The 25099-nt window shown below is 58.0% G+C and carries 22 protein-coding genes and 1 pseudogene; 6 read left to right on the plus strand and 17 right to left on the minus strand.

Going from position 1 to position 25099, the window contains the following annotated elements; genetic code table 11:
• Nucleotides 1-891 (plus strand): hypothetical protein, encoded by an 891-nt coding sequence (locus LAQ74_RS17445; RefSeq protein WP_224337915.1) that lies wholly within the window; start codon nt 1-3, stop codon nt 889-891.
• Here LAQ74_RS17445 and LAQ74_RS17450 read toward each other — a convergent pair whose 3' ends face one another.
• From LAQ74_RS17450 to LAQ74_RS17475, 7 genes are all read right to left on the minus strand, one after another.
• A complete protein-coding gene (locus LAQ74_RS17450; RefSeq protein WP_224337917.1) occupies nt 892-1416 on the minus strand; it encodes a hypothetical protein in 525 nt (174 codons plus the stop codon).
• Between the two features lie 110 nt (nt 1417-1526).
• Nucleotides 1527-2180 (minus strand): reverse transcriptase-like protein, encoded by a 654-nt coding sequence (locus LAQ74_RS17455; RefSeq protein ID WP_224337918.1) that lies wholly within the window; start codon nt 2178-2180, stop codon nt 1527-1529.
• A 374-nt stretch (nt 2181-2554) separates the two neighbouring features.
• A complete protein-coding gene (locus tag LAQ74_RS17460; RefSeq protein WP_224337920.1) occupies nt 2555-3451 on the minus strand; it encodes an OB-fold nucleic acid binding domain-containing protein in 897 nt (298 codons plus the stop codon).
• A 2087-nt stretch (nt 3452-5538) separates the two neighbouring features.
• A complete protein-coding gene (locus tag LAQ74_RS20430) occupies nt 5539-6108 on the minus strand; it encodes a transposase (RefSeq protein ID WP_255647823.1) in 570 nt (189 codons plus the stop codon).
• A complete protein-coding gene (locus LAQ74_RS20435) occupies nt 6105-6563 on the minus strand; it encodes an IS630 family transposase (protein ID WP_255647824.1) in 459 nt (152 codons plus the stop codon). The genes LAQ74_RS20430 and LAQ74_RS20435 overlap by 4 nt, the downstream gene beginning before the upstream one ends.
• 228 nt (nt 6564-6791) lie before the next feature.
• A complete protein-coding gene (gene mntA / locus LAQ74_RS17470) occupies nt 6792-7274 on the minus strand; it encodes a type VII toxin-antitoxin system MntA family adenylyltransferase antitoxin (protein ID WP_224337922.1) in 483 nt (160 codons plus the stop codon).
• Entirely contained in the window at nt 7271-7795 is a 525-nt protein-coding gene (locus LAQ74_RS17475) for a transcriptional regulator (protein WP_224337924.1), read from the minus strand. The genes mntA and LAQ74_RS17475 overlap by 4 nt, the downstream gene beginning before the upstream one ends.
• Nucleotides 7796-8059: 264 nt before the next feature.
• On the opposite strand from LAQ74_RS17475, the gene LAQ74_RS17480 reads away from it, so the two are divergent.
• Together LAQ74_RS17480 and LAQ74_RS17485 are read left to right on the plus strand one after the other, a co-directional pair.
• Entirely contained in the window at nt 8060-8626 is a 567-nt protein-coding gene (locus LAQ74_RS17480; protein ID WP_224337926.1) for a DUF7437 domain-containing protein, read from the plus strand.
• Nucleotides 8626-9153 (plus strand): PIN domain-containing protein, encoded by a 528-nt coding sequence (locus LAQ74_RS17485; RefSeq protein WP_224337928.1) that lies wholly within the window; start codon nt 8626-8628, stop codon nt 9151-9153. The genes LAQ74_RS17480 and LAQ74_RS17485 overlap by 1 nt, the downstream gene beginning before the upstream one ends.
• A 3-nt stretch (nt 9154-9156) precedes the next feature.
• Here LAQ74_RS17485 and LAQ74_RS17490 read toward each other — a convergent pair whose 3' ends face one another.
• The 3 genes from LAQ74_RS17490 to LAQ74_RS17500 all read right to left on the minus strand — a co-directional run bounded on the left by LAQ74_RS17490 (nt 9157) and on the right by LAQ74_RS17500 (nt 12140).
• On the minus strand, nt 9157-9408 hold the full coding sequence (locus tag LAQ74_RS17490; RefSeq protein ID WP_224337930.1) for a ribbon-helix-helix protein, CopG family: 252 nt from the start codon (nt 9406-9408) through the stop codon (nt 9157-9159).
• Between the two features lie 53 nt (nt 9409-9461).
• A complete protein-coding gene (locus LAQ74_RS17495) occupies nt 9462-10691 on the minus strand; it encodes a phage NrS-1 polymerase family protein (protein ID WP_224337932.1) in 1230 nt (409 codons plus the stop codon).
• Between the two features lie 336 nt (nt 10692-11027).
• Nucleotides 11028-12140: a hypothetical protein gene (locus LAQ74_RS17500; protein WP_224337934.1), complete on the minus strand. Its 1113-nt coding sequence runs from the start codon at nt 12138-12140 to the stop codon at nt 11028-11030.
• Nucleotides 12141-12152: 12 nt separating this feature from the next.
• Here LAQ74_RS17500 and LAQ74_RS17505 point away from each other — a divergent pair, with 12 nt between their 5' ends.
• On the plus strand, nt 12153-12461 hold the full coding sequence (locus LAQ74_RS17505) for a hypothetical protein (protein WP_224337936.1): 309 nt from the start codon (nt 12153-12155) through the stop codon (nt 12459-12461).
• 244 nt (nt 12462-12705) lie between these two features.
• On the opposite strand, the gene LAQ74_RS17510 is transcribed toward LAQ74_RS17505, so the two are convergent.
• The 6 genes and pseudogenes from LAQ74_RS17510 to hutU form a co-directional block, all read right to left on the minus strand.
• Nucleotides 12706-14028, minus strand: a complete 1323-nt coding sequence (locus LAQ74_RS17510; RefSeq protein ID WP_224337937.1) for an orc1/cdc6 family replication initiation protein — start codon at nt 14026-14028, stop codon at nt 12706-12708.
• Nucleotides 14029-14963: 935 nt separating this feature from the next.
• A pseudogene (locus LAQ74_RS17515) lies at nt 14964-15797 on the minus strand (PD-(D/E)XK nuclease family protein); the annotation flags it as partial.
• Nucleotides 15798-15868: 71 nt separating this feature from the next.
• Complete coding sequence (hutH, locus tag LAQ74_RS17520) at nt 15869-17443, minus strand: histidine ammonia-lyase (protein WP_224337939.1); 1575 nt, start codon at nt 17441-17443, stop codon at nt 15869-15871.
• Nucleotides 17436-18653 (minus strand): imidazolonepropionase, encoded by a 1218-nt coding sequence (gene hutI, locus LAQ74_RS17525; RefSeq protein ID WP_224337940.1) that lies wholly within the window; start codon nt 18651-18653, stop codon nt 17436-17438. Before hutI ends, hutH begins: the two co-directional genes overlap by 8 nt.
• Entirely contained in the window at nt 18650-19570 is a 921-nt protein-coding gene (gene hutG / locus LAQ74_RS17530; protein WP_224337942.1) for a formimidoylglutamase, read from the minus strand. The genes hutI and hutG overlap by 4 nt, the downstream gene beginning before the upstream one ends.
• Nucleotides 19567-21312, minus strand: a complete 1746-nt coding sequence (gene hutU, locus LAQ74_RS17535) for a urocanate hydratase (RefSeq protein ID WP_224337943.1) — start codon at nt 21310-21312, stop codon at nt 19567-19569. Before hutU ends, hutG begins: the two co-directional genes overlap by 4 nt.
• A gap of 87 nt (nt 21313-21399) precedes the next feature.
• Here hutU and LAQ74_RS17540 point away from each other — a divergent pair, with 87 nt between their 5' ends.
• Together LAQ74_RS17540 and LAQ74_RS17545 are read left to right on the plus strand one after the other, a co-directional pair.
• Entirely contained in the window at nt 21400-22044 is a 645-nt protein-coding gene (locus LAQ74_RS17540) for a helix-turn-helix domain-containing protein (protein ID WP_224337945.1), read from the plus strand.
• A gap of 79 nt (nt 22045-22123) precedes the next feature.
• Entirely contained in the window at nt 22124-23491 is a 1368-nt protein-coding gene (locus LAQ74_RS17545) for a serpin family protein (protein ID WP_224337947.1), read from the plus strand.
• A gap of 347 nt (nt 23492-23838) precedes the next feature.
• On the opposite strand, the gene LAQ74_RS17550 is transcribed toward LAQ74_RS17545, so the two are convergent.
• Entirely contained in the window at nt 23839-24774 is a 936-nt protein-coding gene (locus LAQ74_RS17550; RefSeq protein WP_224337949.1) for an alpha/beta hydrolase, read from the minus strand.
• Nucleotides 24775-25099: the final 325 nt, after the last annotated feature.

A 25099-nucleotide genomic window follows, 5' to 3' on the forward strand; every position in this document is an offset into this window, starting at 1 on the left:
ATGACACAATACAATCGCCGATCAATCCTCGCAGCAGGTGGCGCAGCAATTGGAATCAAACTCACTCCAAAAATCGTCGGTGCGAGTGATTCCGAAGAGATAATCAATTGGAAACACGATGTCGGAAAACTTCTAGCAGAGAGCTCTGCTTTTGTTGAGAAAGCTTATGGGACGATTAGTGTATCAAACCCAGAGTCGGAGCAATTTCTCTTTGTGAATGTAGAATCTGACATGAGTAGCAACACCGATAATATTCCAGATATAGATAGCTTTGTACTAAAAATCGGTGATAAGAAATATAGGGCTCTGAAGAGCCTTGAAGGAGTCCGATCCAATCAAGTCGCGATTGCGAATGGACTCAAGAAAGCATACGCGAAAGAGCGACAGCTGCGCTGGGAAGATGGGAGAACAAAGACAATACCGGATGGAAACGGTACTTTAATCTTCAAAATCCCCAACTCAATATCAGAGGACAAGATTAGCCTATCCATCAGACCAAATGGTTCAGAATCAGAAGTCGCAAGTTGGCAGATCTCGGGAGATTTAGCAAAACAAATTCGTCAAACACCTTCATTTCAAATCTCCGAATTTGAACCACCAACCAGGATGGATCCGGAACTAGGCGGAACCGGTTCTATTACAGTGACGAACACTGGTGAACGAGACGCTGTTTTCCGTGCCGTTACCGGAAATACAGAAAGCCAGCACACTCTCCCAGTCTCTATTAACGTTCCTGAGGGACAGAGTGTAACTGAAAAGATATTCTTCGATGCTACTCGGGGTAAACCGCCGGTATCGGTTGGTATGTCCAGTACTCAGTCGATAGGGTTATCGATAAGCACAGGTAGATCTGAGATCAGAAAATCAGTCCCGCAGACAAGGGCAGATTAGTTACTGAACTGAGGATCCCAGTTCTCCTTCTTTAGTTATGTAAAAACGCACTCCTTGATTCATTGCTTCCCGATCTGACTGAGGTGACCACTCAATTTCAGAACGTTGGCCATCAGAAAGTTCAGCAATAAATTTATACGTACCGGTATCTGTCACAAGTTCTTCTACCAGAATTTCCTCAAACGAATTGATCGTATGTGTTTGATCGTATATTTTTGTATTGTCATTCATGTCTGTGGCTTGAATGGATATTTCTATCGTCTCATTGTATCGGTTGTAAACTGCTAAATCACTATTCGGGTCTTTGACAAATGTCGTGGTTGTTGACTCAGTTGTCTCTGTGGGGGAGGGCGATCTGGTGACTCGTGTCGTTGTATTCTGCTGGTCAGCAGTCGGGTTGGTTGTCTTAGTTGTGTTCTCCGCAGTGCCCTCTGCGTTATCTTGCGGATCACTAAGACAACCTGTTGACAAAGCTATTGACCCAGTTGCGACCAGAAAGCGTCTTCTATTCACTTCCATGGTCATGATTTAAGGGGTGTAATTAAGTATTTTGCGGAAATGAAGAACAACGAAATTTGAATCAGAATTCAGAGCCAGAAAGTTCGATTCCCAAGCTAGTTACTAGCGTAATATTGCTACCCAGGTCCAAACGCGGCGATATCGGCACCGACCGTCGCTAACGCGTCAGCGGGGTTCGGATCGCTGTCGGCTAGATGCGTGTACTGATGTTCCGGGACACTCGACAGTGCCGCTGCAATAGCCTTGCTGTACGTCTCCACGCCCGGTTCTGTCGGGGCGTTCCCCTCCCAGACATCTCGAATGACCGTCATCGAGTCGATACGCACCTCCAGACTGTGTGGCTCGTATCGGGCCAACAGTTCGGCAAGTCCCAGTTCGAGGGCGACGTACTCGGCAGTGTTGTTTCCTGCATGGGAGCCGACAGGGCGGCCGAGACGGGCGAGTTGATTCTCCGCGGCATCCATGATAACAGCGCCCGCCCCTGCGGGGCCGGGATTGCCGCGTGAGCTGCCGTCAACGTAGAGGACAAACGTATCGTCCGCCGGTTCTGCGGTCGGTGGCTGGGTGAGTTCTGATGCTAGTAAATCTTTGAGCGCCTGGCACAGCTCTGACGGGGTAGTTGCGGGGTCGAACAAGCCGCCGTAGCCGGGGACAGCGTCGTCGATCGTATCGACAGCGACTGGCATTTCATAGCCAACGGATGCAAGTACTTCATCAACGAGCGTGGCGAGTGGCGAGAGGTGTTCAGCTGGGAGCGATTCGCTGGTCACACTACCATCTCCTTCTGGCCTTGGTACTGAAACTTCGAGTCCTCACTCTTAAATTGACTCATCAGTTGGTCGAACCACTGCATATCGGTCCTCAGTGACCAAGCGGGATAATCTCTTCAGGTACTCGCGCTTGCGGTTCATTGTCTTCTCCCTCTGGTACGCCCCTTCGAGACACTACCCGAACCCTCAATCACCGAAGCCTCTGTCACTTCACGAGGTTGTGGCTGCGCGCACAACGATGTTCTCGTGAGCATCGCGAACGAGAGCCTGTGAGACGAGTAACGCGAGTCTCACTGAGTGAGCACGGAGCGGTGGGTGGGGAGGCGGGGTTTGGGTCGGTCCGGCAAAGAAAAAGAAAGAACCACCTTCTCAGCCTACTCCCACCATTGACCGCGCTCGGGGAACAATACCGTACTCCAGCCAGTCACCGCCAAGGAGACACGTCCGTTGTACCAGTTCCGTGCTGCGCCATGAATCCGAACTTGCTCACCCTCACTCACCCGCGGTTGATTTGAACGCTCCCACACAGTCACTTTCGTCCGCCCACTCTCATCACCGATTAGTCCTACTTGCGCAATCTTCGGAGAACTCGGCTCCCACAACGTCTCTACGCGACCCTCGATGCTCACGTCTCGTCTATCCACCTCACCGAGCATTCCAATCGACACAATACGCCCCGGTGCCGTCTGCAGTTCCTCGAACACTCCCACGACCGCGCTCAACACATCCGTGCCGTCGACGACGCGTTCTGCTAACCGCCGACTTATCGCCGCCTGCGACCACCCACCGAGTTTCTCACGCATCCGCGCTGCCTGTGTGTTCACCGCCGCCAGCTCCTCTCGCGACAACTCTTCGCGAGGATCTTGTCGATCCGGTGCTGCCCACGGGTCCACACTTGCCGCTCGCTTCTGAAACTCACGCCGCCACTGCCGACTCTGCGTTCCGACGTTCTCTCGCGTTCTTTCTGCACGACCTTCCTGTAACCCCAGCGTCGCTTGGGTACTGATATGCTCTAATTCTGCTTCCCGTGCTCGGATGCGTTCTTCCTGCGCCAACGTCGCGCCCCGAATACGTTCATCACTCGAATCGACGATGCCATCTGGATGGTTGAAATCGACTTTCGCCTGTACCTCCATCCTCACCGTCGCCCGCAATTCCGATGTCTCATCGACAACCTCGAATCCGTCTTCATCGACCGCTCTCTCGTTCGTTTCTCGAAGTGCCTGTTCATCGACCGAAACAACCTTGCTACTCGCATTTGTACTCGACATTGCAGTTACACCGAAGGCGCTCACTCGGCGTCTTCTTCCAACACTACGATTCTCCAGCCGCGGCTCTCTACATCATCCAACTCAACCATTGCGTGCTCTCGCTCGCGCCTTCGTGAGCGACCACCGGGAGCGAGCGAGAGCACAACCAACGTGAAGCAATCAAGCATGCGCGCCGGAGCGGCCGGACCGAGTGGCCAGCGGAGTTAGTCTCGTCGGCGACGAGCACGCCGCGCGAGCGCAGTCTGTCGACTGACTAACCCGCTGGCGCTTCGGGAGAAGCGAACGACGTCTGGGACGACCACCGGGAGTCCCAGAGCGTGGCGAGGCGAACATCGTGAGCCGAGTCCACGCGTCCGGCCGCTGGGGACGGCGAGCGGGCGTACCAGTTCGTCATACCCAGCAGTCATCAAGGAAACGACACTGACCACTCTACATTGGGCGGGAGTGAAAGGGGCCGGGCGCTTGGTGAGCGAGCCGACACGAGGACCACAGCGGAGCGAGGACCGCAGCGAGGGTCCCGTGAGCAGCGCGAACGGGGCTCAGCGAGACCCTAGTCTCGCTAGACGCAGCCGTCGAGCGTCCAGGGGCTTTCAGAGGCTTTTATTCACAGCTGTCGCTCCACACCTCTCGATACGGAAGTGAGCAAACACTCCGAGCACGTCGACGAGGTCGGAACGTCTCGCGTTAGTGTCTACAGACGCCATTCGACGGCACGCCCACCTCCTCATTTGGGTACCATCGTTTGACAGCCAATCTTCCACCAGCCGTGATTGCCAGACAGAGTGCCCACCAACTGGGAGTCTCCGGTGTTGAGAGGTCCCACTCATACTGAACCGTCGGTCCATCGGCAAGCGAGGCAGCGAGTGTATACGACCCCGGTGTCTCGGTGACTGCAGGCTGAATCGTCAACGGAAGTGATGTTTGATACGCCTGCTCTAAGATGGCCTCCCCGCTATCGTTCCAGACGGTGACGTTGACTGTCCGTCCACCTTGCTCAGGGTGCTCGTAATCGGGGTCAGACTCGAAGTCATAGATCTGTAACCGAGCAAGTGGCTTGTCACTATTGTTCGCAGTGGACGTCTGAACGACAGGCCGTTCACACCGATAGGCATTGAACGGGATTCGTCGGTGTCGCTCATTGCTCACGAAGTGGGCGACACTCGAAGCGTTACGGGTTGCGCTACTCGCGGAGCTACCCGAACGGTAATAACGGGCAGACCCTCGACATGAGGACAACACGTAGTACCCTGAGTCAGTCGTGTGGACGACAGCGACACGTGCTGGCTCAACCGTAATCTCCGTCGCTACGCCTGAACTTCCGAATCCGCCGACGAGTTCGTTATACACGTAGCGTTGTTCGTATGTCTCAACAAACGATTGAGCAACTGCAGAGCTAGACACCTCACTCGGTTCGGGGAGGGGTTTCGTCTCGGTGAGTGTCGTCACGTCTGGTGGCGGTGTTGGCTGAGACGTTGAGACCGAGCTGCGGCTGTCTCTCTCGCGGGTTGCACAGCCAGCCAGTATACTTGTCCCACACGCTATCGATGCGAGCACTCTACGGCGTCGCATCAGCATCTACTCTCCCAGTCGCTGAGACAGTCGTCGTATCGGTCGGAGGGCATCAGAATGTGACCTGACTTCGTGTATTGCCAGCATATATTATTTGATATTAGACAATCCGATGTCGAGGATGAGGAATCGGAGACGCCGAGCTCACACAATAAACTGAAACCCAAGAAGCCAACATAATCCCAACAGTCTCGGTGGTCGCTGTCAGAGACACAGATAATGCGGCATTCGTCGACACCGCTGACGCCGTCACAGCAAACTGCTCTGGAACTGATAGCGCAGGGTACCGATGAGGACGGGATGACTACACACGACGCAGCTGTTGATCTCCTCACTGACGGTGGTTTCGAGCGGCCAGAGGCACAGGATTTGCTTGAGCAGCTGTTGTTGAAAGGCTATCTCTACGAAGCAACGGATGGGCTTCGGCTCACTGGTTGAATCCACTCATACGAGCCTTCGAAACTGAGACGCAACGCACTCGCGATTTTGTTAACCAACACTCCTTGGTCTTTTCACTTCTAATGCGACTCACTAAACTCGAACCCAGCCCATCTGACAAAGGATTTGAGTAGTTCTGGTCTAGCTTGTACTGCTCGGAGTGATTGATCGAGTCGCGCTTTCAGCGCGGCGAGATCTGTGGGCACGTAGTTCGCGAGATCGTCGTATTTCACCGATTTCCAGACCTGTTCAACCGGGTTGAAATCTGGCGTGTAGGTCGGGAGGTACTGGATGTCGATGGCGACCTTGGGAGCCATCGGCCATCCAGGTGTTGTCATCATCCTTGCTGTCGGTTTGTGCGCTGGGTAATTGTCCCAGATCAGGATACAATCTTGTCCTCGTTGATTGAATAAATCGCGTAGCAAGAACGCCATTTTTTCGCTGTCGATGCTTTTCTCAGAGAGCCAATAATCCAAGGCGGTCGCGCCGGTTTTCGGTGTAACCGTCAGGGCTGCAATCGTACGAATACTATCCCAACTGCCTGAATTCCGGTGGATTGGCGTGTGACCCCGCGGCGCCCACGTTCGTCGAACTGTCGATTGCATTCGGACGGTACTCTCGTCGAGAAACACCAGCGCAAGGTCGTTCACTCGCGCTTTTTTTCAAGTGTCGGAATCGTCTCTTGTTCCCAGCGACGAATCGCGCTCGCGTCGCGCTTAAGAGCGCGCCGCTCGGGTTTCTGGCAACTCCAGCCCATTTTCTGGAGATATCGCCAGACGGTTGTTTGCCCGACAGAGACGCCGAATCCCTGTTCAATCACCGCCGCGATGCGTTTGAGCGTCCAGAGATCGGTGTCGAAGCCATGCGCTTGCGGCCCCTCTTCGAGGAGGGCTGCAAGCGCTGCCAGCTGCTCGTCCAATAACTTCGTCGACGGGCCGCCTTTGACTGGTTTTGAGATGAGGCCAGCGTCGCCACCGGCTTCGTAGGCGTCCTTCCAGCGGTAAACCGAGCTTGGCCAGACGTCAACGGCTTGCGCAACCTCGGAGACGCTGTAACCTAACCGAAGCAAGGCGACGGCAAGCCGTCGCCGCGCTTCTAACTCCATTTGCGTTCCAACCGGCCGTGTCACAACGCTAGAGATACGCTCTCAGAGGATATCTCCCTTTCTCGCCCGGAAAGACCAACCGTAACAATACCATTTGTGTTGGTTAACGCGCTAGCGAACCTGACACAGACACCACCGTTTCCGGTGTCTTGAACACAGACCTCATCGACCGATGCGTGATTGGATTCTGAGTACAGTCGTGAACGTTGTATCAGTATCGGACATACGTCATCGTTGTCGGTCGTGTCTCTCGGATGCCGGACCACTAGACCCGCTGAGATGCGCATCAATCTTCGTGAGTGCGTCGTCGAAGCGTTCGCGTGGCGACCGGGAATCAGACGATCTGTCGGTCACACGCCGCCGAAGTTCCTCGGCGTGTTCCGGGTCGCCAACAAGGAGGATTCCCTCCTCGAAGACTGATGCAGCAACGCCTGGTGGGAGGGTGTGGATATCGACGAGGTCTACGTCATCTGTTTCGAGTGCTTCACTCAAGTCAGCGCTCAGACTGAAGAACGCCTCATTGTACGCTTGATCCTCGCGCTGAGTCGTTTTCAACTCGACTGCGATGTCGATGTCACTCGTTGGGTGAGTCGTCGCTGTCTCATGGGAACCGAAGCAAAGTGCACACTGCACCAAGTGCTCCCGAAGAATCCCCCGAATCGTCTCAATGGGGATGGAATCGTCGATGGTAGCCGACTCAACGGGTCTCATTGTTGATTGTCGCCGCGACAGCGTTGCAGGCGAGCTCGTTTAGCGAGCTTCCGCTCCTCTTGAGCAGTCACCCAATCACGGAGGTTACTGTACACATCGTCGATTGTCCGGTCACCACTCGCCTCTGCAACAGTGGCAGCGTCAACGGCTGCCGGTGTCGATGCGTCGTACGCCGCTTCGTAGTCTGCGATTCGGGCAGTCAATTCACGAATTCGTTCTTGGAGTTCCTCGACACTATGTTCGGTCCAGAGCTGGTCGATTCGTCGCCACTCGAAGTAGGCGTCATTGCGTTCGTAGGTAGCTGGGTCGTCGCTCGGGTTCTTCACAACACCAAGTTCTGTGAGGAAGTTGAGGTGCTCCCGTGCGGTATCCGGTGTGATGCCTGCCCGGTCTGCGATGTCAGCGACACGCAGTAGCTCCCTGAGTTGGAGGGCGACGTCGTATATCTTTTCGACCGTCGTCCGGCGCTCGAGCTCAGCCTCCCACTCGGCCACGAGATTTATCGACGGTGGCTCGCTCATGATGCTCGTGAAGAGATTCGTTTGAGAAGCTCATTAACTCACCTCTCGAAGCCGCCCTTCGTGTTCCTTGAAACGCTGAACGCTCGCGGTTCTGTTAACCAACAGCACCGGTAATAGCGGCCATGTTGCTTACCGTAAGTGGTCAACCTCAGGAACTTGAGTTCGCGCCAAGGACGAGAGTCCACTCGCGCTCTGTGCATATTCCGAGAACTCGAACACGGCCTCACCAAGAGTTAATACACTATCCATAGTACATAGATTGTGATGTCTGCCGATGACCGAATTGCAACCACGCCGAACCCTGAGGCGACGTTCAATGATCTGCTCACCTACGCCGAGTTGCTGAACACGCCGCGACTCGCTCGCCTCTATAGCTACATCCTCCGGCACGGCCCCGTCGAGATTGAGGCCATCAAGACTGACCTCGACATGGCGCACTCGACGACGTACAAGTACATCGGACAACTTGAGGAAATGGGCGTGCTCACGCGGGACGAGGACGTGACGCCAGCAACGGTCACGGTCGATCCGATTCGACTCCAGCTCGACACCGAACACGGGGAAGTGCTCGCAACGCCGACGCTCGTTGATGCGATTGGACGACAACTTGATACCGAAGATATCCGCGTCTTCGTTGAGCGCCAAGGAATCGCCAAACTAGCCGCTGCACTCCACTACACGCTTCGTATCATGGCCGGTGAACTCACACAGCGGACTGCGGCAACGAAACTTGGTGTCCACCCTGTCGAAGGGATGACTGTGTTCACCGCCCTCCAAGACGTCGTCGAGGAAGCGGCCTCGTATGACCCGTATCTGGCGCGCCCTGAGTGATGTCCGGAGCGGACATTCCCAGCGACAGCACCGCCATCATCGACAGTAGCGTTCTCTTCGCGATGGGTGGTCCCTCGAACGAAAAGTACCAAGCGTTCGAGCGGTTTGTTCGTCGGCAGGGAATCACTGTTACCGTCCCCGAGCAGGTGGCCGAAGAGTTGGGTGAAAGCCCTGATGCATACGAATACCAGCGTGATCGCCTCCGCTCAGCGCAGGATGCCGGCTGGCTGAAATCTGGACACATCGACTTCTCTGTGCCGCGTGTACCAGAAGTCGTAGACAAAACACGAGCACGGATGGGAGCACTCTCAGCAGACGACGTCACGGAAGACGAAATCGAGAAAACGGATACGATTCTCGCCGGGCTTGCGTATCAATACGTCGCAGAAGGTGCCTCCCACGTCACTGTCCTTGTTAGTGACCGCATTGCCGAACGGGCCATCGCCGATATACTTTCTGCGGTTGGGGTTGGCGATCGGACATCAATCGTCGAAGGACGTGAATTCCTGAACGAACTCACGAGTTGATACTCACGCACTCAGACCCCACTGAACATCGTTTTCAACGGTCTGCAATTCGCGTTCTACTCGCTTGACACGGTCTCGACCGACAAACCCGATCGCTGTTTCGCGATCGATTTCATCGTTTATGTGTTGCGAGAGGACAAGGTCGACCCAGAGGTCTTCGACACCGCGTTCTAACGCCTGTTCGAGGATCTCTGACTCGGGGATACCCCGCGCTTCGGCGAGTTCTTGCACCCGTTCGGTGAGATCCGTGGCCATGGCTAGACGATTGTACTGTGGTAGCTTAAACGTCTGTGGGCGCCATCGCGGTGTTATTCGGCGTCTGTTCGAAAAAGACGCTTTGTTCGCCCCCATAACGATTCCGACTCCGATCCCCCATCACTACCCTCCTCTCCGCTCACTGACTCAGTATCGTCGCCTGAGAGCTTCAACTCCAGTCGCTGAACCTCCGCTTCAAGCCACTCAATCCGCTTGTCCTTGCGCTTGATACGTGTCTCCAACGTCTCCACACGTTCTGCCAACAACCGATTCTTCTCACCTACGTATGCATCATCACGATTCTCAGAAGCAGTAGATGGCTCCGATGGCTCTGAGACAGACTTAGTCGTCTCTTTTTTCGCGGGCGTATAGAACTCAGACGTCGTCTGTACCGCCCGCTCTATCGTTTTCTCTCCATACGTCGACCCATCCGCGTAATGGACGTCATCCCATTTCCCACGTAGTAAGCCTGACCGCCGGAAGAGTCGGTCCATTTGGGTCTTGTCACCGCCACTCCAAAACGCCAGCAGACAACACAACGCCATATCCGCCTCCGAATTACTGTCATACCCACTCGTATTCCCGTTCCAGAGTCGCTCGAACTTCGCGCCATTCGATGCACCCATCGCCTTCTCAACCAACCCTGAATCCGAAAGCCCAACCCCTTCTACTGAACTATCATCCTCACTAGCTGTTACAGTCTTAGGGCTGTGTCTCGATTGCGACTCACTCACATCCGAAATATACTCTCGATGAATTCCCGCTACTGCGTCCTGTCTGCGTTTTGCCACCTGAGGTGTACCGTCAACGTGCTTGCCTGTCACCGTGAAGAACCGCGCATTGTCATAACACTCAATCTTCCCACGTCGATTCCGTCCGTCGGGGAGTTCACCCTGAACAAGTACGTGGAACCCACTCCCTGACGGCGACACCTCCGTATAGGAGTCTAAGCGTTCGATGATATCCTGTGCATCCTCGTCGACGTCACCCGACTCCGGGTCACGACAATCATCGAGGTCGATGCCGACAATCGGATCCTCGTCAGTGAACACAAATCCGAGTCCATCCGCACCCCCAGACTGAAGATATTCGAGTGCTGTCTCGAAGTCCGACCAAGTCTCTGAATCCGTCGACGACGCGAACGAACCCACTCCAGGCTCAACCGGGACTTTTGTCGACTTCCCACCACGTTTCTCACTCCGCCAACACACCCACTGGTCTCGCTCAACCAACACATCCGGCAATCCACCCTGTGTCAACATTCTAGTAGTTACCTCACTCATTGACCTTCCTCACTCATCGCCGCGCCCCTCCGGGCGCCAGAAAAAATCTCCCTAGAGTCGCTTCGCTCACTTGCACCGGCATACCCCCCGTCTATACTAGTTGCTTTTTGCGATACGGAAGTGCGGAAACAGTCGGTAGGAGCGCTATATCGCAGTCCTACCGCATATATCGTATTTTTCTGAAATGGTGTTTCTAATATCGCATAGCGATACGGCATGGAACACCGCCACGTCTTGCGATTTTGCAGATTTCTCCGTATCGCAAAACACGAGTTCTGTAACCTCGTCGCTGAATGCGATACAACTGCAGTAGAAGCCCTATACCGTACGATATTGCTATTCATTGGGTTCCTCCGAATTGCGGAGTGAAATCCCTGAATAGTAGACTGTTGCTTCCCCATTTGGGTGGCGTGTCACCCGTTCAAAATCTATCTGATTACTGAGACGACGCCCAAACCAATTCTTCGAATCGACAGTGGCATTATGATTTTTTGCCCACAGTTGGTACCGTTCATAGACATCCGCTGACTTGACTGCGCTTCCCTCATCGACCACCAAACATTCCTTCGCAAACTGTTCGGTGACGACATTCGGGTCGTCTCTCCAACCCGAATCGAGTTCAGGATGAGCCGCATCATTGTTCTCCTGAGATGCAGTTGTCTGTGGGTCGTTCGCAGAGACAAACGATGCCTCAAGAAGTATTTCAAGTGACTTGGTGGACCGTCCATCATAGACGACCGGATCACCATCATCACGAAGGATGACGATTGCATAGCTGTCTGTGCCGTATGTCGGATTCGTCAACTCCTCTGCAGGGATGAACGGCTTGCTGATTTTCACCCACTCTGCCTCGAACGCGTCCTTTGACTCATAGGCGTGAATCTCCCCACGCTCGTAGACGAGATACTCTTCGACCGGACGATCGTAGCTGTAGGTTGCTGGCACGCGATCTTTCGTCACTTCGTCCCACGTAGAGACACGGAAATGCTCTGTCCCAGTTCCATCTCGGAAGGCAATCTCGTCTCCATCTTTTACCCACACAGAGCGCTTTGAGTCGTCACTCCCACTTACTGGGCGAACAGCCGTCACGCCACCACGCTCGGTCGCTCCACCATTGAACGTGAGTGGGACGTCATGGGTATAGAATCGAGTCTCCCCGTTTGCGAGCTCACGAACCGGGGATGAGAGGACTCGGTCAAGTCGCTCGGCCCAGTAGGTCTCTGTCTCACCCGGTTGGACGACAAAGAGCGGAACTGTGCTCTCCGCTTGTGCCTTCTGGAGGTTCGTGAGTACCTTCGCTGGGTTTTTCGGGGTTGTCGTCTCGACCTCGATTACGAACGGCGTTTCGAGGTCCGGATGTGTCGCTCTCGCGTCCGGTTTCTCACACCCATCTTGCGTGAGAACCGAGACGGTGAATCCTAGGGGCGACAACGCCTGTTCGATCTCCAAGAGAGCATCGTCGTGGTCACCCCCACCGGCGGATTGTACGTCGCCTGTGTCGGGTTCGGCTTCGGTTTCTCCGGCGTCGGTGAGTCGGACGATGAGTTCGTCGGCGTCGATATCGACCGTGGTATCGAGCAGCCGGGACCGTGTCCGGATTTCTGTGAGTTCCTCATAGGTCGGTGGCTCTGCTTCGACCTCTGCGAGTGTAGCGGGTGTTTGATACGGACTGCAGACTTCCTCACTAAGTTTCTGCCTTACCGATGTAGCGAGGCCAAATATCGTCGAATTGCTGGAGACGACATCGAGGACGCCGGAACGGGCGTCTGAGTTACGGGTCAGACACCCGGAGCAGAATATCTGAAAACGTCAGTTCGACTGCTCGTTAATCCTCGGCAGTACAACAGCAAAAGCGGGCTTACCGACGCCCGCTATTACCACGGTGGATCCTTCCGCAGGAATGTATGCTGAACTTCTTCCGAGTCGAGAAAGGAGAGACTCCTCTATCGATTTGTTGTGGGAGAAACCACCAATCGCCAGAGACACACCCCTATCGATTTGTTCCGAGAAGGAGTTATTGATTGATCTGAGCCTTCACGACTGTCTGTAGTTCGTCCACGTGGACGTCCTTCAGTCGCGAATCTTCCCGAAGTGTCTCGATGATGGTGTTCGGATTCTCTCCAAACGTAAACTCGAGGTAGCTTCCCGAGTGTGGCCCCTGGCTTTTCCGCTCTGTCTCGACCAAGGAATACGTCGTGAGCTCCTTCATCTTGTTCACGTACGTCTCCTGGTGATACTGATCTGCATCGAGTGTCCCCGTCAGATACTGATACACGCGGTAGCCGAGCGGACTTTTCGCTGCCCCCCCGGTCTCCCGGGCAACGGCAGCAGTCGCGAAGAGACAGAGCTTCTTCTGGGTACTAATCCCACGAGTCACTTCGAGTACGCGGTTCTTCTCGACTTTGTCTTGGGCCTCTCGAATGTGCTCTTCGCGAACCTGGTCCACATTTGCTTTTTCAGCGATTGATCCTGCTGTTCGCATGAGGTCGATTGCCTTCCGTGCGTCCCCGTTCGTTTGGGCGGCGAACGCTGCTGCTAGTGGGATGACATCGCTACTGAGTGCACCCTCGTGGAAGGCATCTTCGCGGGCCCACAGAATTTCTCGGAGCTGGTTGGCGTCGTAGTCGCTGAAGTGGACGTCCTCGGGCGTAAACGAACTGAGTGCTCGACTGCCAACGTTCTCCATCATCTTCGTGTCGTTGGTGATGGCGGTCACCGAAACCTGGGCGGTAATCTCATCCGTACTGCCAGCACGAGACAACTGGTAAAGAAGACGAGAGAAGGCCGGTTCGTCCATATCTCGGCGGCCAACAAGCATATCGAGTTCGTCGAGGATGAAGACGACTGTGTCGTAGTGCTCGTTGATTAGACGATAGAGTTCTCGCCATTTCTTCTTGTTTGGGATGCCGTGTTCTGGAACCTCGACGGTTGTTCCGACGTCGTTGGCGACTTTGCGGGCTAACTCATAGACAGCTGAGCCGAGAGTCCCGATGTTCTGGCAGTTCATCTGGATTACGCCGAATCTAATATCACGGCTTTCGCAGAGTTCGACGATGTTCGTACAGACGGCGTTGATGATGAGTGACTTCCCGGTCCCTGATGGGCCATAGAGGAAGAGATTCGGGGGACGTTCGTTTCTGATCGCGACGCGAAGATGCTGGGTAATGTCCGTAAGTTGGGAGTCGCGACCGACGATACGTTCCTCGTCGACGATCTCGTTCGGTTCGAGAAGAGATCGGTTCTTGATGAGGCTCGCGGCTTCTTCCTGCTCGAGGATGAGATCTTTAATAGAACTCGTGGACTCGGGTGTTTCCTCGGGACCAGGATCCGTGGGCATACCCCACCCCACTCTATCAGGATACTAAAAGATTCCCCTGTCGATTTCTTTTTTCCCTCTACGAGGCTCAGAGGCAGAGAATCAAAGAGTTCTAGTGTTTTGCTCGTAGACCCCCGACGATTTGTTCGGGAGGATTTCGTGGCACGATATCGAGAGGGACGAAGAACACCCTCTCACCCCTATCGATTTGTTCTGGCCACAAAGGATGGGTGGGGGTGACTCGATTCCGATTACGTTGTTACTACCTCTAGACCGAGAACTCCATTGAATCGGTTGTTGTTCTCTATCTCTTCTTCTTTCTTCTAGTTCTAACACTAGCCTAGATAGAGTAGACACACTCCTATCGATTTGTTCTAACTAACCGATGTCGTCCGATTTGCTTCTGTATACTCACTTAAACAGGTGTCTTTAGCGTGGATACGAATGGTCTCAATTTCTCCGATATAAGTTCTTAGACACCAATCTAAATTTGTCCGGTCTCCCCTATCGATTTGTTCGATATCAACGCCGCCTCCCGGAAACCGATAAAATAGTAATTTAAACGAGGGGAATTACGCCAGGAGGTCCCCAGCAGCGAGACATCCAATTACTTCCATTGGTCCAAAACTCGTCCTGTGGTGCTCTTTCGTACGGGAACAAATCGATAGGGGGTGAGAGAGTGGTTCCAGAGTCGGTACCACAATATAGAGCCCAGTTATCAACTGATATCTTCTCATTAGCAGATTCACGTCGTATCTCAGGGTGTTTCGGGTGAGTCACCATCCTCCTTGGAGGCATTTCTCCGAACAAATCGATAGGGGTGACTCTGTGTCTGCACGTGGTTTCGCAAAACAAGTCGATAGGGGTGAGCCTCCCCATCCAGTCAATCAGAATACGAGCAACGGAATCTACAGAAGAAACAAGGCGAGTGCCTCGGAGCTTGACCCCGAGAAGGTTCACTCGGCAGCGCTAGTTTCCAAACCCTGTTCTTCGGCTATTAGCTCGACAAGGTCCGCTCTGGTGAGCGGATCGATCTCAACACGAGTCCCTTCGGCGGTATAGAAAATACCTGCAGCCACATCTCGGCCAGGGAACAATTCAGCCAACACATGATAGTACACGCTGAGTTGCTTCCGATACTCATCCTCAGCGTGCCGTCCGAGATCTGTCTTGAAGTCGATGATTTCGACGGTATCGGGACGAATGTGAACGAGGTCGACGATTCCTGAGATGGTGACCTGTTCGCCATCGACGGTGAGCGGGAGATAGGCGTCCTCCTCGACTCGGAATTTTCCATCGAGGGAGTCCAGGAACGACTTGATGTGACGCTCGTCGTCGTTCGAGGGTTCGACGTACCCCTCCAGTACGTACCGCTCAGCGAATTCGTGGGTTTGCGTTCCGAACGCGGTCCCTCTTCTGTCGTCGACGTCCTCGAACACATCGTCGCGCATGAGCGTGTGCGGCGAGTGTCCGACCGGGCCGTCCGGCGTCGGCACAGCAATCTGCAAGTGTGCCTGTGTCGCCTCGTCGATATCGTCTTCCTGAACGTTGGGTTCTAGTTCCTCGAGGTCGACCGGGAACTCTTCAATGAACGTGTTCGGGCTCTCGCCTGCAGCGAACACGAGGTGGTTCTCTGCCCGCGTCATCGCGACGTAGAGCAAGCGTCGTTCCTCATCGTATCCACGCGGCAGGCACTTCCGGAGGATGTCACTCCGCCAGTTGTCGTGAATGTGGGGATATCCGTGGTCGCCGGCGTAGAGTTTCCGCTGGCGTATCCCGATCGGATCGTCGCCATGTAGACGTTCGCCGGGAACACGGCGAGCAGTAACGCGATGAGTTCCCACGCTGAGAGAGAGACTGCTCACGTGAGTTTCGTATCGAGCGCTGCCTCCACATTTTCGAGCAAGATGTCGGAACGAAGAAGCTCCGCCATTACCTCTATATCTCGGTGAATCGGCCGGTCGTCGTCGAGGCGCGCGAGATGCTCCCGAACCGTCTCGTAGGCGGCTTCAGTTCCGACGCCCGGCGTCTGTCCCTCGACGAAATCGAGCGCCTGCGCACCACAGGCCAGTTCGACTCCGACGACGCACAGCGTCGATTCGACGACTTCACGAGCGACGTACGCGCTTTGGGCGCTCATGCTGACGTGGTCTTCCTGATTCCCGCTGACGGGGATGTTGTCCGTCGACGGCCGCCCGTGTGATCGGTTCGTGCTCACGAGGTCGGCAGCTGTGTACTGCGCAATCATGTACCCCGAACGAAGTCCGCTCCCCGCAGTCAGGAACGGCGGGAGGTGCTCCTCTTGGATGTTGGGATTGAGCATCCGGTCGATTCGGCGCTCCGAGATCGAAGCCAGTTCCGAAAGGCCGCTCGTGACGTAATCGAGACGGAGCGCGAGTGGCTGACCGTGGAAGTTTCCACCGGAGAGCACAGCGGCCTCAGTCGTACCGCTGGCTCGCTCGTCGGCTTCGTCGGCGGCGAACACGAGCGGATTGTCAGTCGCGCTGTTGAGTTCCGTCTCGACTGCCCCTCGGAGATGCCGAATGGAATCTCGGACTGCCCCATGAACCTGCGGCAGACAGCGAATCGAGTACGCGTCCTGCACTCGGTCGCAGTTGCGGTGCGACTCGACGATTTCGGAGTCCCGAGTGAGTCGACGAACGTTCTTCGCACTCTCGGCTTGCCCTCGGTGTGGGCGAACGCGTTGGATACTGGAGTGCGAACTCGCCGTCGTCCCCATCGTCGCCTCGGTGGTCATCGCACCGGCAATATCGGCAGCACGCATCGCTCGTTCGGCGTCACAGACCACGAGCGAGGCCAGTCCGACGGTCAGTTGCGTCCCGTTGATGAGCGCCAGCCCCTCCTTCGCGCGGAGCGTCACCGGTTCGAGGTCTTGCCGTCTCAGAGCCTCGTCGCCGGGCAGCCGTTCCCCGTCCACGATGGCTTCACCCTCGCCGATCACGACGAGCGCGAGGTGCGCCAACGGTGCGAGGTCACCGCTGGCACCCAAACTGCCCTTGGCCTTCACGACAGGGTGAACGCCCTCGTTCAGCATCCCCACGAGGACGTCGACGATTCGCTCACGGACGCCGCTGTACCCTTTCACCAGCGCGTTTAGTCGGGTGACGAGCATCGCCCGAACCTCCTCGTCGTCGAGTTCGCGGCCGGTCCCGGCCGCGTGACTCCGGACGAGGTTCTGTTGGAGCGTCTCGATATCGTCTCTGGGAATGCGCTCCTGCACGAGTTCGCCGAAGCCGGTGTTCACGCCGTAGACGGCCTGCCCGGATTCGACGATGTCGACGATGCGTTCGCGTGACTCGCGAACTCGCTCGCGGGCGCTCTCGGTGACTCGGACGCGCGCTCCTTCCCGTGCGACGCGTTCGACGGCCTCCGGTGTGAGGGATTCACCGTCGACGACGACGGCGTCGTCAGTCACGGTGGACCACCTCCCCGCCCTTGACGACCGTCTCGACGTTCCGCACGCCGAAGTTGTACGGGAGGTGCTCGTAGCCGGGCACGTCGGCGACGACCAGGTCGCCGGGCGAACCCACCTGGAGCGTGCCCGTACCGTCCGTTCGGTCGAGGGCCGCGGCGGCCGTCTTCGTCGCCGCGCGGATGGCCGAAGCGGGCGACAGTCGCATGCCGTTGCAGGCGAGTTCGATTGCGAACTCCATACTCTGTGAGAAGCAGTTCGGGTTACAGTCGGTCGCAATCGCGACCGGGATGTCTGCTTCCTCGAAGGCGGTCGCGTCGGCGTAGTCGGTCGCAAGCGCGAACGCCGTTCCCGGTAGCAGAACTGGCGTCACCGCCGAGTCGCCGAGCGTCTCGATATCTTCCGCTGTCGACTGCAGAAGGTGGTCTGCACTCGTGGCACCGAGTTCAGCCGCCAACCCTGCGCCGCCGAGTCGCTCGAACTCGTCGGCGTGAATCTTCGTTTTTAACCCGTGTTCTCGCCCTGCTTCGAGGACCCGGCGAGACTGGTCGACCGAGAAGACGCCCGCCTCACAGAAGACGTCGCAGAACTCGGCGAGGTCGCGCTCGGCGACTGCGGGTAACTGTTCCTCGACGACGTGGTCGACGTAGCTGTCGGCGTCCATCCCTTCTGGAACCGCATGCGCACCCATGAACGTCGAGACGACGTCTATCGCGTGGCGGTCGTCCGCTTCGGCGATGGCTCCGAGCATCTTCACCTCGGTTTCTACGTCGAGGCCGTAGCCGGACTTCACCTCGACTGTCGCCGTCCCGTGAGCGAGCATGACGTCGAGTTGCTGGAGCAGGTTCGCCACGAGTTCGTCGCGAGTGGCTTCGCGCACCGCTCGGACGGTTCGCAAGATGCCGCCTCCCTCCGCAAGAATCTCCTGGTAGGTCGTACCCCGCAATTTCGCGGTGAACTCGTCGGCGCGGTCACCCGCGAACAGCGCGTGTGTATGCGGATCAACGAAGCCCGGTAACACCGTCGCTCCGGAGGCGTCGATGGCCGTCACCGCATTCTCTGGAGGGTACTCTCGAACGATATCGTCGGTCGGCCCGCGCGCGACGACCGTTCCGTCGTCGATGGCCACGGCACCGTCACGAATCGTCTCCAGTTCGGCGTCGTCGGTCGGCGTCGCGACCTGCGATGCGTTGTAGACGACGAGGTCGGTCACGCAGACCACCCCGCGAGGAAGTGTGCAATCGTCCGGGCGGCGGCATCGACAGTTCGTCCCTCGGCGTCGAGCGGCGGGGCACACTCGACGACTTCGAAGCCCGCAAGTCGTTCGTCGGCGGCGACGAGGCGGACGAGTTGGAATAACTCGCGCGGCAGTAGACCACCGGGCGTTGGGGCGCTGCAGCCACAGTACGTCGCATCGAGGACGTCGATATCGACGCTGCAGTAGAGGTGGTCGACCGAGTCCAGTCCCGAGAGCGCTCGATCGACGGCCGCAACGAGGTCGTCTGAGACCTCTGCTGTCGTTACGACAGTTCCGCCGTTCTCGCGGACGTAGTCGTGATACGTCGAACTCGTCTCGAAATGTCGAGCGCCGATACAGGCGTAGGCGTCGAGTCCCGCTTCGTGTAACTGTCGATACGGCGTCCCGCTCGTCGGACCGTCTCGGGCCGCTCGAACGTCGAGATGGGCATCGACGTTGAGGACACCGACGCTCCCCTGTTCGAGCAACGGCGCGACGTTCGGGACGGTGAGCGAGTTATCGCCGCCGAGGAACACGGGAAGCGCGTCGAGCGCGTGCACGGACGTTGTGGTTTCTCGAATCGTCTCCTGTACTTCCGCGACCGCTTCTGTCTCTGCAGGTATCTCCACGTCGCCGAGGTCGGCGATACCGTCGACGGGCCCCACGTCGAAGTGATGCGTCTTCACCGCCGCCAGCGCGTCTCTGATAGCCGACGGCCCCTCCGCGGCACCCCGTCGGGAGATAACCCCGCCGTCGTACGGTTCGCCGACGAGAACGACGTCGTACCCGTTTGCGCTTTCGAGGTCCGCGCTCTCGACGATGTCGCCGAACTGTTCGTCCATCGGGTCCGACGACGTGCCCTCCCAAGCGACCGGTTCGGTGAGCGTGCTCATTGGTCCTCCCGCATCGGGATGTGGACGCCCGACGCCGTCGCCTCCTCCAGTGCATCTTCGTATCCGGCGTCGACGTGGCGAACGATACCCATCCCGGGGTCCGTCGTGAAGACGCGTTCGGCCTTCTCGGCGGCGAGGTCGGAGCCGTCGAGGACGACGTGGTTGTTGGCGTGTAGCGAGTTCCCGATGCCGACGCCGCCGCCGTCGTGGACGCTCACGATGTCGGCACCCGCCGCGCAGTTGAGCAAGGCGTTGAGAATCGGCCAGTCCGCAATCGCGTCGGAGCCGTCGCGCATCGCTTCGGTCTCACGGTTCGGGCTAGCGACGCTCCCGGCGTCTAAGTGGTCGCGCGTGACGACGACCGGCGCTGCAATCTCGCCATCGGCGACGAGTTCGTTGATTCGGAGTGCGAACCGTGCACGCTCGGTCAGACCCTCCTCGTCGGTTTCGTATCCGAGCCAACAGACGCGACTCGGCAGTCCCTGAAACGAGACCTGCTCCTGTGCGAGGGCTATCCAGCGGTGCAGCATCTCCTTCTCGGGAAACAGTTCCGTCACCGCTCGGTCGGTCCGGTGGATGTCCGCTTCCTCCCCGGAGAGCGCGACCCAGCGGAACGGCCCTTTCCCGCGGCAGAACAGCGGCCGGATGTACGCCGGGACGAACCCCGGGAAATCGAACGCGTTCGCCATTCCTCGGTGGGTCTGGACCTGTCCCCGGATGTTGTTCCCGTACTCGAAGGCCACCGCCCCGCGCTCCTGCATAGCGAGGATGCCTTCGACGTGTCGTTGCATCGTGTCGAGGCTCGCTTCGACGTACCGTTCGGGGTCCTCTTCGCGGAGCCTGTCGGCTTCTTCGACGGTGTAACCCGCCGGGTAGTACCCTTCCAGTTCGTCGTGGGCGCTCGTCTGGTCGGTGACGAGGTCGGGGACGAACTCGCGTTCGAGCAGTCCGTCGAACATCTCCGCGGCGTTCATGTGGAGCCCGATAGAGAGCGGTTCACCGTTTTCGGCGGCCGTCTCGGCTAGTTCGATGGCCTCGTCGAGGCCGTCGGTTTTCTCCATACAGTAACCGGTCTCGAGCCGTCGGTCGATTCGACCTTCGTCGACTTCGGCCGCGAGACAGACACCGTGGTTCATCGTCACCGCCAGCGGTTGCGCTCCGCCCATCCCACCCAGGCCGGCGGTGACCGTAATCGTCCCTCGAAGCCCCTCGTGGTCGGGGAAGTGTTGCCGGGCCGCTTCGGCCAGCGTCTCGAACGTCCCCTGGATGATTCCCTGCGTGCCGATGTAGGCCCACGACCCGGCGGTCATCTGCCCGTACATGATGAGGCCCTTCGATTCGAGTTCGTGGAACTGCTCCCAGTTGTCCCAGGCACCGACGAGATTCGAGTTCGCAATCAGCACTCGCGGCGCGCGCTCGTGGGTCGCGAATCGGCCGACCGGTTTCCCCGACTGGACGAGCAACGTCTCGTCGTCGGCGAGCGTCCGGAGCTCAGAGAGGATGCTGTCGTACGCGTCCCAACTGCGGGCCGCTCGGCCGGTGCCGCCGTACACCACGAGTTTCTCCGGTTTCTCTCCGACCTCCGGGTCGAGGTTGTTGTTGAGCATGCGGAGGGCGGCCTCCTGTCGCCACCCCTCGCACTCGATTTCGGTGCCCGTCGGCGACCCCTGGTAGTCAAGCCATTGCGCCGATGGCGCGCCGATGTCGTCCGTCGGTTCGTTTTCGGGATGTTGTTCGGCCATGCGTACATATACCACAGGCGAGCAGACCCATAGTTTGGGCTATCCATGCGGAAAGGGTTTTAAATATTGAACTGCGAGTGCGAGACGATGCACAAGGCGGTGTTCCGAATCCGAAGCGACAGTCCGTACGCGAGTGCGACGGCGAGAAACGACACTCGAATCGAACTGTGGTGCAACGACCACTGCGATTTACTTCACATCGAAGGTGACCGGCAGTCCGATGTCGTCGACCACGTCGAATCGACGGTCGGCGTCCGCGAGCGGATCGAAAACGGTGACGACCGCACTATCGTCACCGACGCGTGCCTCAAGGAGTACCGAGACGATTACATCGAGCGCCATATCGCCGCGAGTGGTTGTCTCCTCCTACCGCCGCTTCGCTACGAACGCGGCGCGAAAGTCGTCCGCGTGCTCGCCTTGGACCCGGCGAACCTGGCGACGTTGTACGCCGATATCTCGGCGGACCACGACGTGACGGTCGAGTCGAAACAGGAACTGACGTCGGTGAAGTCAGAGACGCCCGTGCTCTCGGCGAGCGCGTTCCTCCCGGACCTCTCGGTACGACAGCGAGAGGTGTTTCTCACCGCCTACGAGCGGGGGTACTACGAGATTCCGCGCGGGACGACGACAGCGGAAATCGCTGCCGTCGTCGGTGTGGGTCGTCGAACTGCAGAACACCACCTCAGGCGTGCCGAAGAGAAACTGGCGACGGCGTTCGCGGCGTATCTGTGAGGCGACAGCGCGTAACCTCCGGGAGGGGGGTGTCCCACCAGAAAACTTTTTATCGGATATCTGAATGGAGCGAACGAGAATGAATCGACGTGAAATCCTGGCGCTGTCGGGGGCGCTCGCTGCTGCGACGCTCGCAGGCTGTACCGACGGCGAGCAGACACCGTCGGGAGCCGAGACGCCGGTCGATACACCGACGGAGACACCAACCGAGGAACCGTCGACCGAGGATCCGCCGACCGAGGAACCGCCGACCGGTGAACCCGGCGTCGACGACGAGCGACTGGCCGCCCTCGCCGCCGGCAACGCAGCGTTTGCCCTCGACCTCCACAAGTACCTCGCTTCTGAGAAGGAGACCAACCTGTTTCTGTCCCCGTACAGCGTCTCGGCGGCGCTCGCGATGACGTACGCCGGTGCTCGCGGTGAGACCCGAAAACAAATGGAAGATACCCTCCACTACACGCTGGGTGAGGAGCTTCATCCGACCTTCGCCGACGTTCGGGCCGCCCTCGACGAGCGAGAGACGACCGAAGACCAGACGAACGGCGAGGAAGTCGACGCCTTCCAACTTGCGGTCGCTAACGCGCTCTGGGGCCGAGAGGACTACCCCTTCGACGAGGACTACCTCGCCTTGTTGGAGGAGCACTACGCGGCGGGGCTCCGTCGGAGCGACTTCGGCAACGACCCCGACGGAGAGCGCGAGCGAATCAACGACTGGGTCGCCGATGCGACCAACGACCGTATCGAAGACTTGCTGCGACCGGGCTCGATTACCCCCGCGACGGTTCTCGTCCTGACGAACGCCATCTATTTCATGGCGAGTTGGCAGTTCGAGTTCGACCCCCAAGATACCGAGGACGGCACGTTCACCGCGCTGGACGGGTCCAAGTCGACTGTTCCGATGATGCACCAGAACCTCCGGACGAACTACGCGTCCATCCCCGGCGCGCAGGCCATCGAACTGCCGTACGTCGGCGAGGAGGTTTCGATGGTGTTGATTCTTCCCGACGAAGGTGAGTTCGAGGCCGTCGAACAGGACCTCGACGCAGACCGACTGTTCGGCATCTTCGACGAGTTGAGCGACGCTGCTGGAGACTTGGCACTCCCGAAGTTCGAGTTCGAGACGGAAGCTGACCTCTCGAAGACGCTGCGAGAGCTCGGCATGCCGGTGGCATTCGAGGGGAGCGCCGACTTCGGCGGGATGGTCGAAGGAGATGCTGGCGACCTCTGGATCGACCAGATAACCCACAAGGCGTTCATCTCAGTCGACGAAGAGGGCACCGAGGCCGCGGCTTCCACGGCCGTCGTGATGATCGAGTCCATGCCACCGGACTGGGGCGAACTACGGTTCGACCGACCGTTCCTGTTCTGTATCCGGGACCGTCCCACGGACACCGTCTTGTTCCTCGGTCGGGTCGTCGACGCGGACGCCATGCAGGGAGACCTGTAATTGTCCACCACAGGGGTCGACAAAGGGCTGATTTGGGCAGGGAGTATATACTGTATACATGGGGACGAATAACGTTCGTCTCGACGAAGACGTATACGCCCGAATCGCGGCGAAAAACGGGACGACGAGACGTTTTCTGAGGCGATCGACTGACTCACGTCAGAGAGCGACATGTTCGACCTCTACGGAATCGCAGCCCCCTACACCAAGGAGGACTTGCGAGAGGCTATCGAGTCGTCGGAGAAACGCCAAGAGGAGTGAAGTGAAGAACTCCGTCGCCAGGCACGAGAGCACACGTCCAGATACTCGTCGAGATGTCGGTCCTCTTGGATCTCATACCCGCCGACTTACCGGCCATCGAATGCGTCCACTACGTCCCCAGCGACGTCCGAAATCGCCTCGCGAGTTCGGTCGACGTCGCGCATCGTCATGAAGCCGTGTACCATGGCCTCGTAGTTCTCGTAGCGTGTCGGAACCCCGTCACCGACGAGTTGTTCGGCGTACGCCTTGCCGCCGTCGCGGAGGGGGTCGAATCCGGCGGTAACGACCGTCGCCGGGGCGACATCGGAGACGTCGGCGGCGTTCGTCGGGTCGGCGTACGGGTTTCGTCTGTGGATGTCGTTTCCGTAGTAGCAGTCGCCGAACCACTCCATGTCGGCCTCGCTGAGGACGATTCCGGCGTTCTCTCGGACGGACTGCTGGTCTTCGTCGATGCCGACGGCGGGGTAGATGAGGAGTTGGTGAGCGAGTTCGGGGCCGTCGCGCTCGGCGGCCATGAGCGCCGTGACGGCGGCGAGATTCCCGCCGGCGGAGTCGCCAGCGACGGCGATCTCACCGGTTCCGTGGAGAGCGTCTGTACTCTCCGCCGCCCACTCGACGGCGGCGTAGGCGTCTTCGACCGCCGCAGGAAAGGGGTGCTCGGGAGCGAGGCGGTAATCGACCGAGAGGACGGCGCAGTCGCTCTCACGGGTGAGCTGTCGGCAGAGCCAGTCGTGCGTGCCGATACTCCCGAGGACGAACCCGCCGCCGTGAAAGAAGACGACGGTGGGGACGGGCCCATCCCCGCCCGGAAGATAGAGTCGGACGTCTAGTTCGCCCGTCGGACCGGGAATCGTTCGGTCGATGGTGGCCCCGACGCTCGGCGAATTCCGGTTCTGGATCCACGTTGCCGGCCGCGTGAGGAGACGGAGAAGCTTCAGCCCACGACGGCTGTGCGGAAGCGGAAATCGATTCTGCCGTTCGACCGCCGCGCGCGCCTGTGGATCGATCTCGTCGGCTTGCATACCTGACTGTTTGGTCAGACAACCACAAACCGCTTGTGTTCGAGCGGCCGCGGCTCACGGTGTGACAGGCGGTGAGTTGCAGACGGTGAATTGCAGACGATGAGGCTCGTATCGAACGCAACGGTCACTCGGCCCATCGATTGGCTTCGGTCGCCCTGGTGGCCGCTCGCCAGAACCCAGTACGCTGTCGCTCGTCATCGCGTTGGGTTCCGGCGCGGACGGCTGCCATCCGGTGGATATATTTCACGGTAGGAACATGTCTGGGACGATGTCCTCCGTCTCCAGACGACACGCTCTCCACTCGATAATCGGCGCTCTGAGTGTG

This window comes from Haloprofundus halobius (genome assembly GCF_020097835.1).
Taxonomy (GTDB): Archaea; Halobacteriota; Halobacteria; order Halobacteriales; family Haloferacaceae; genus Haloprofundus; species Haloprofundus halobius.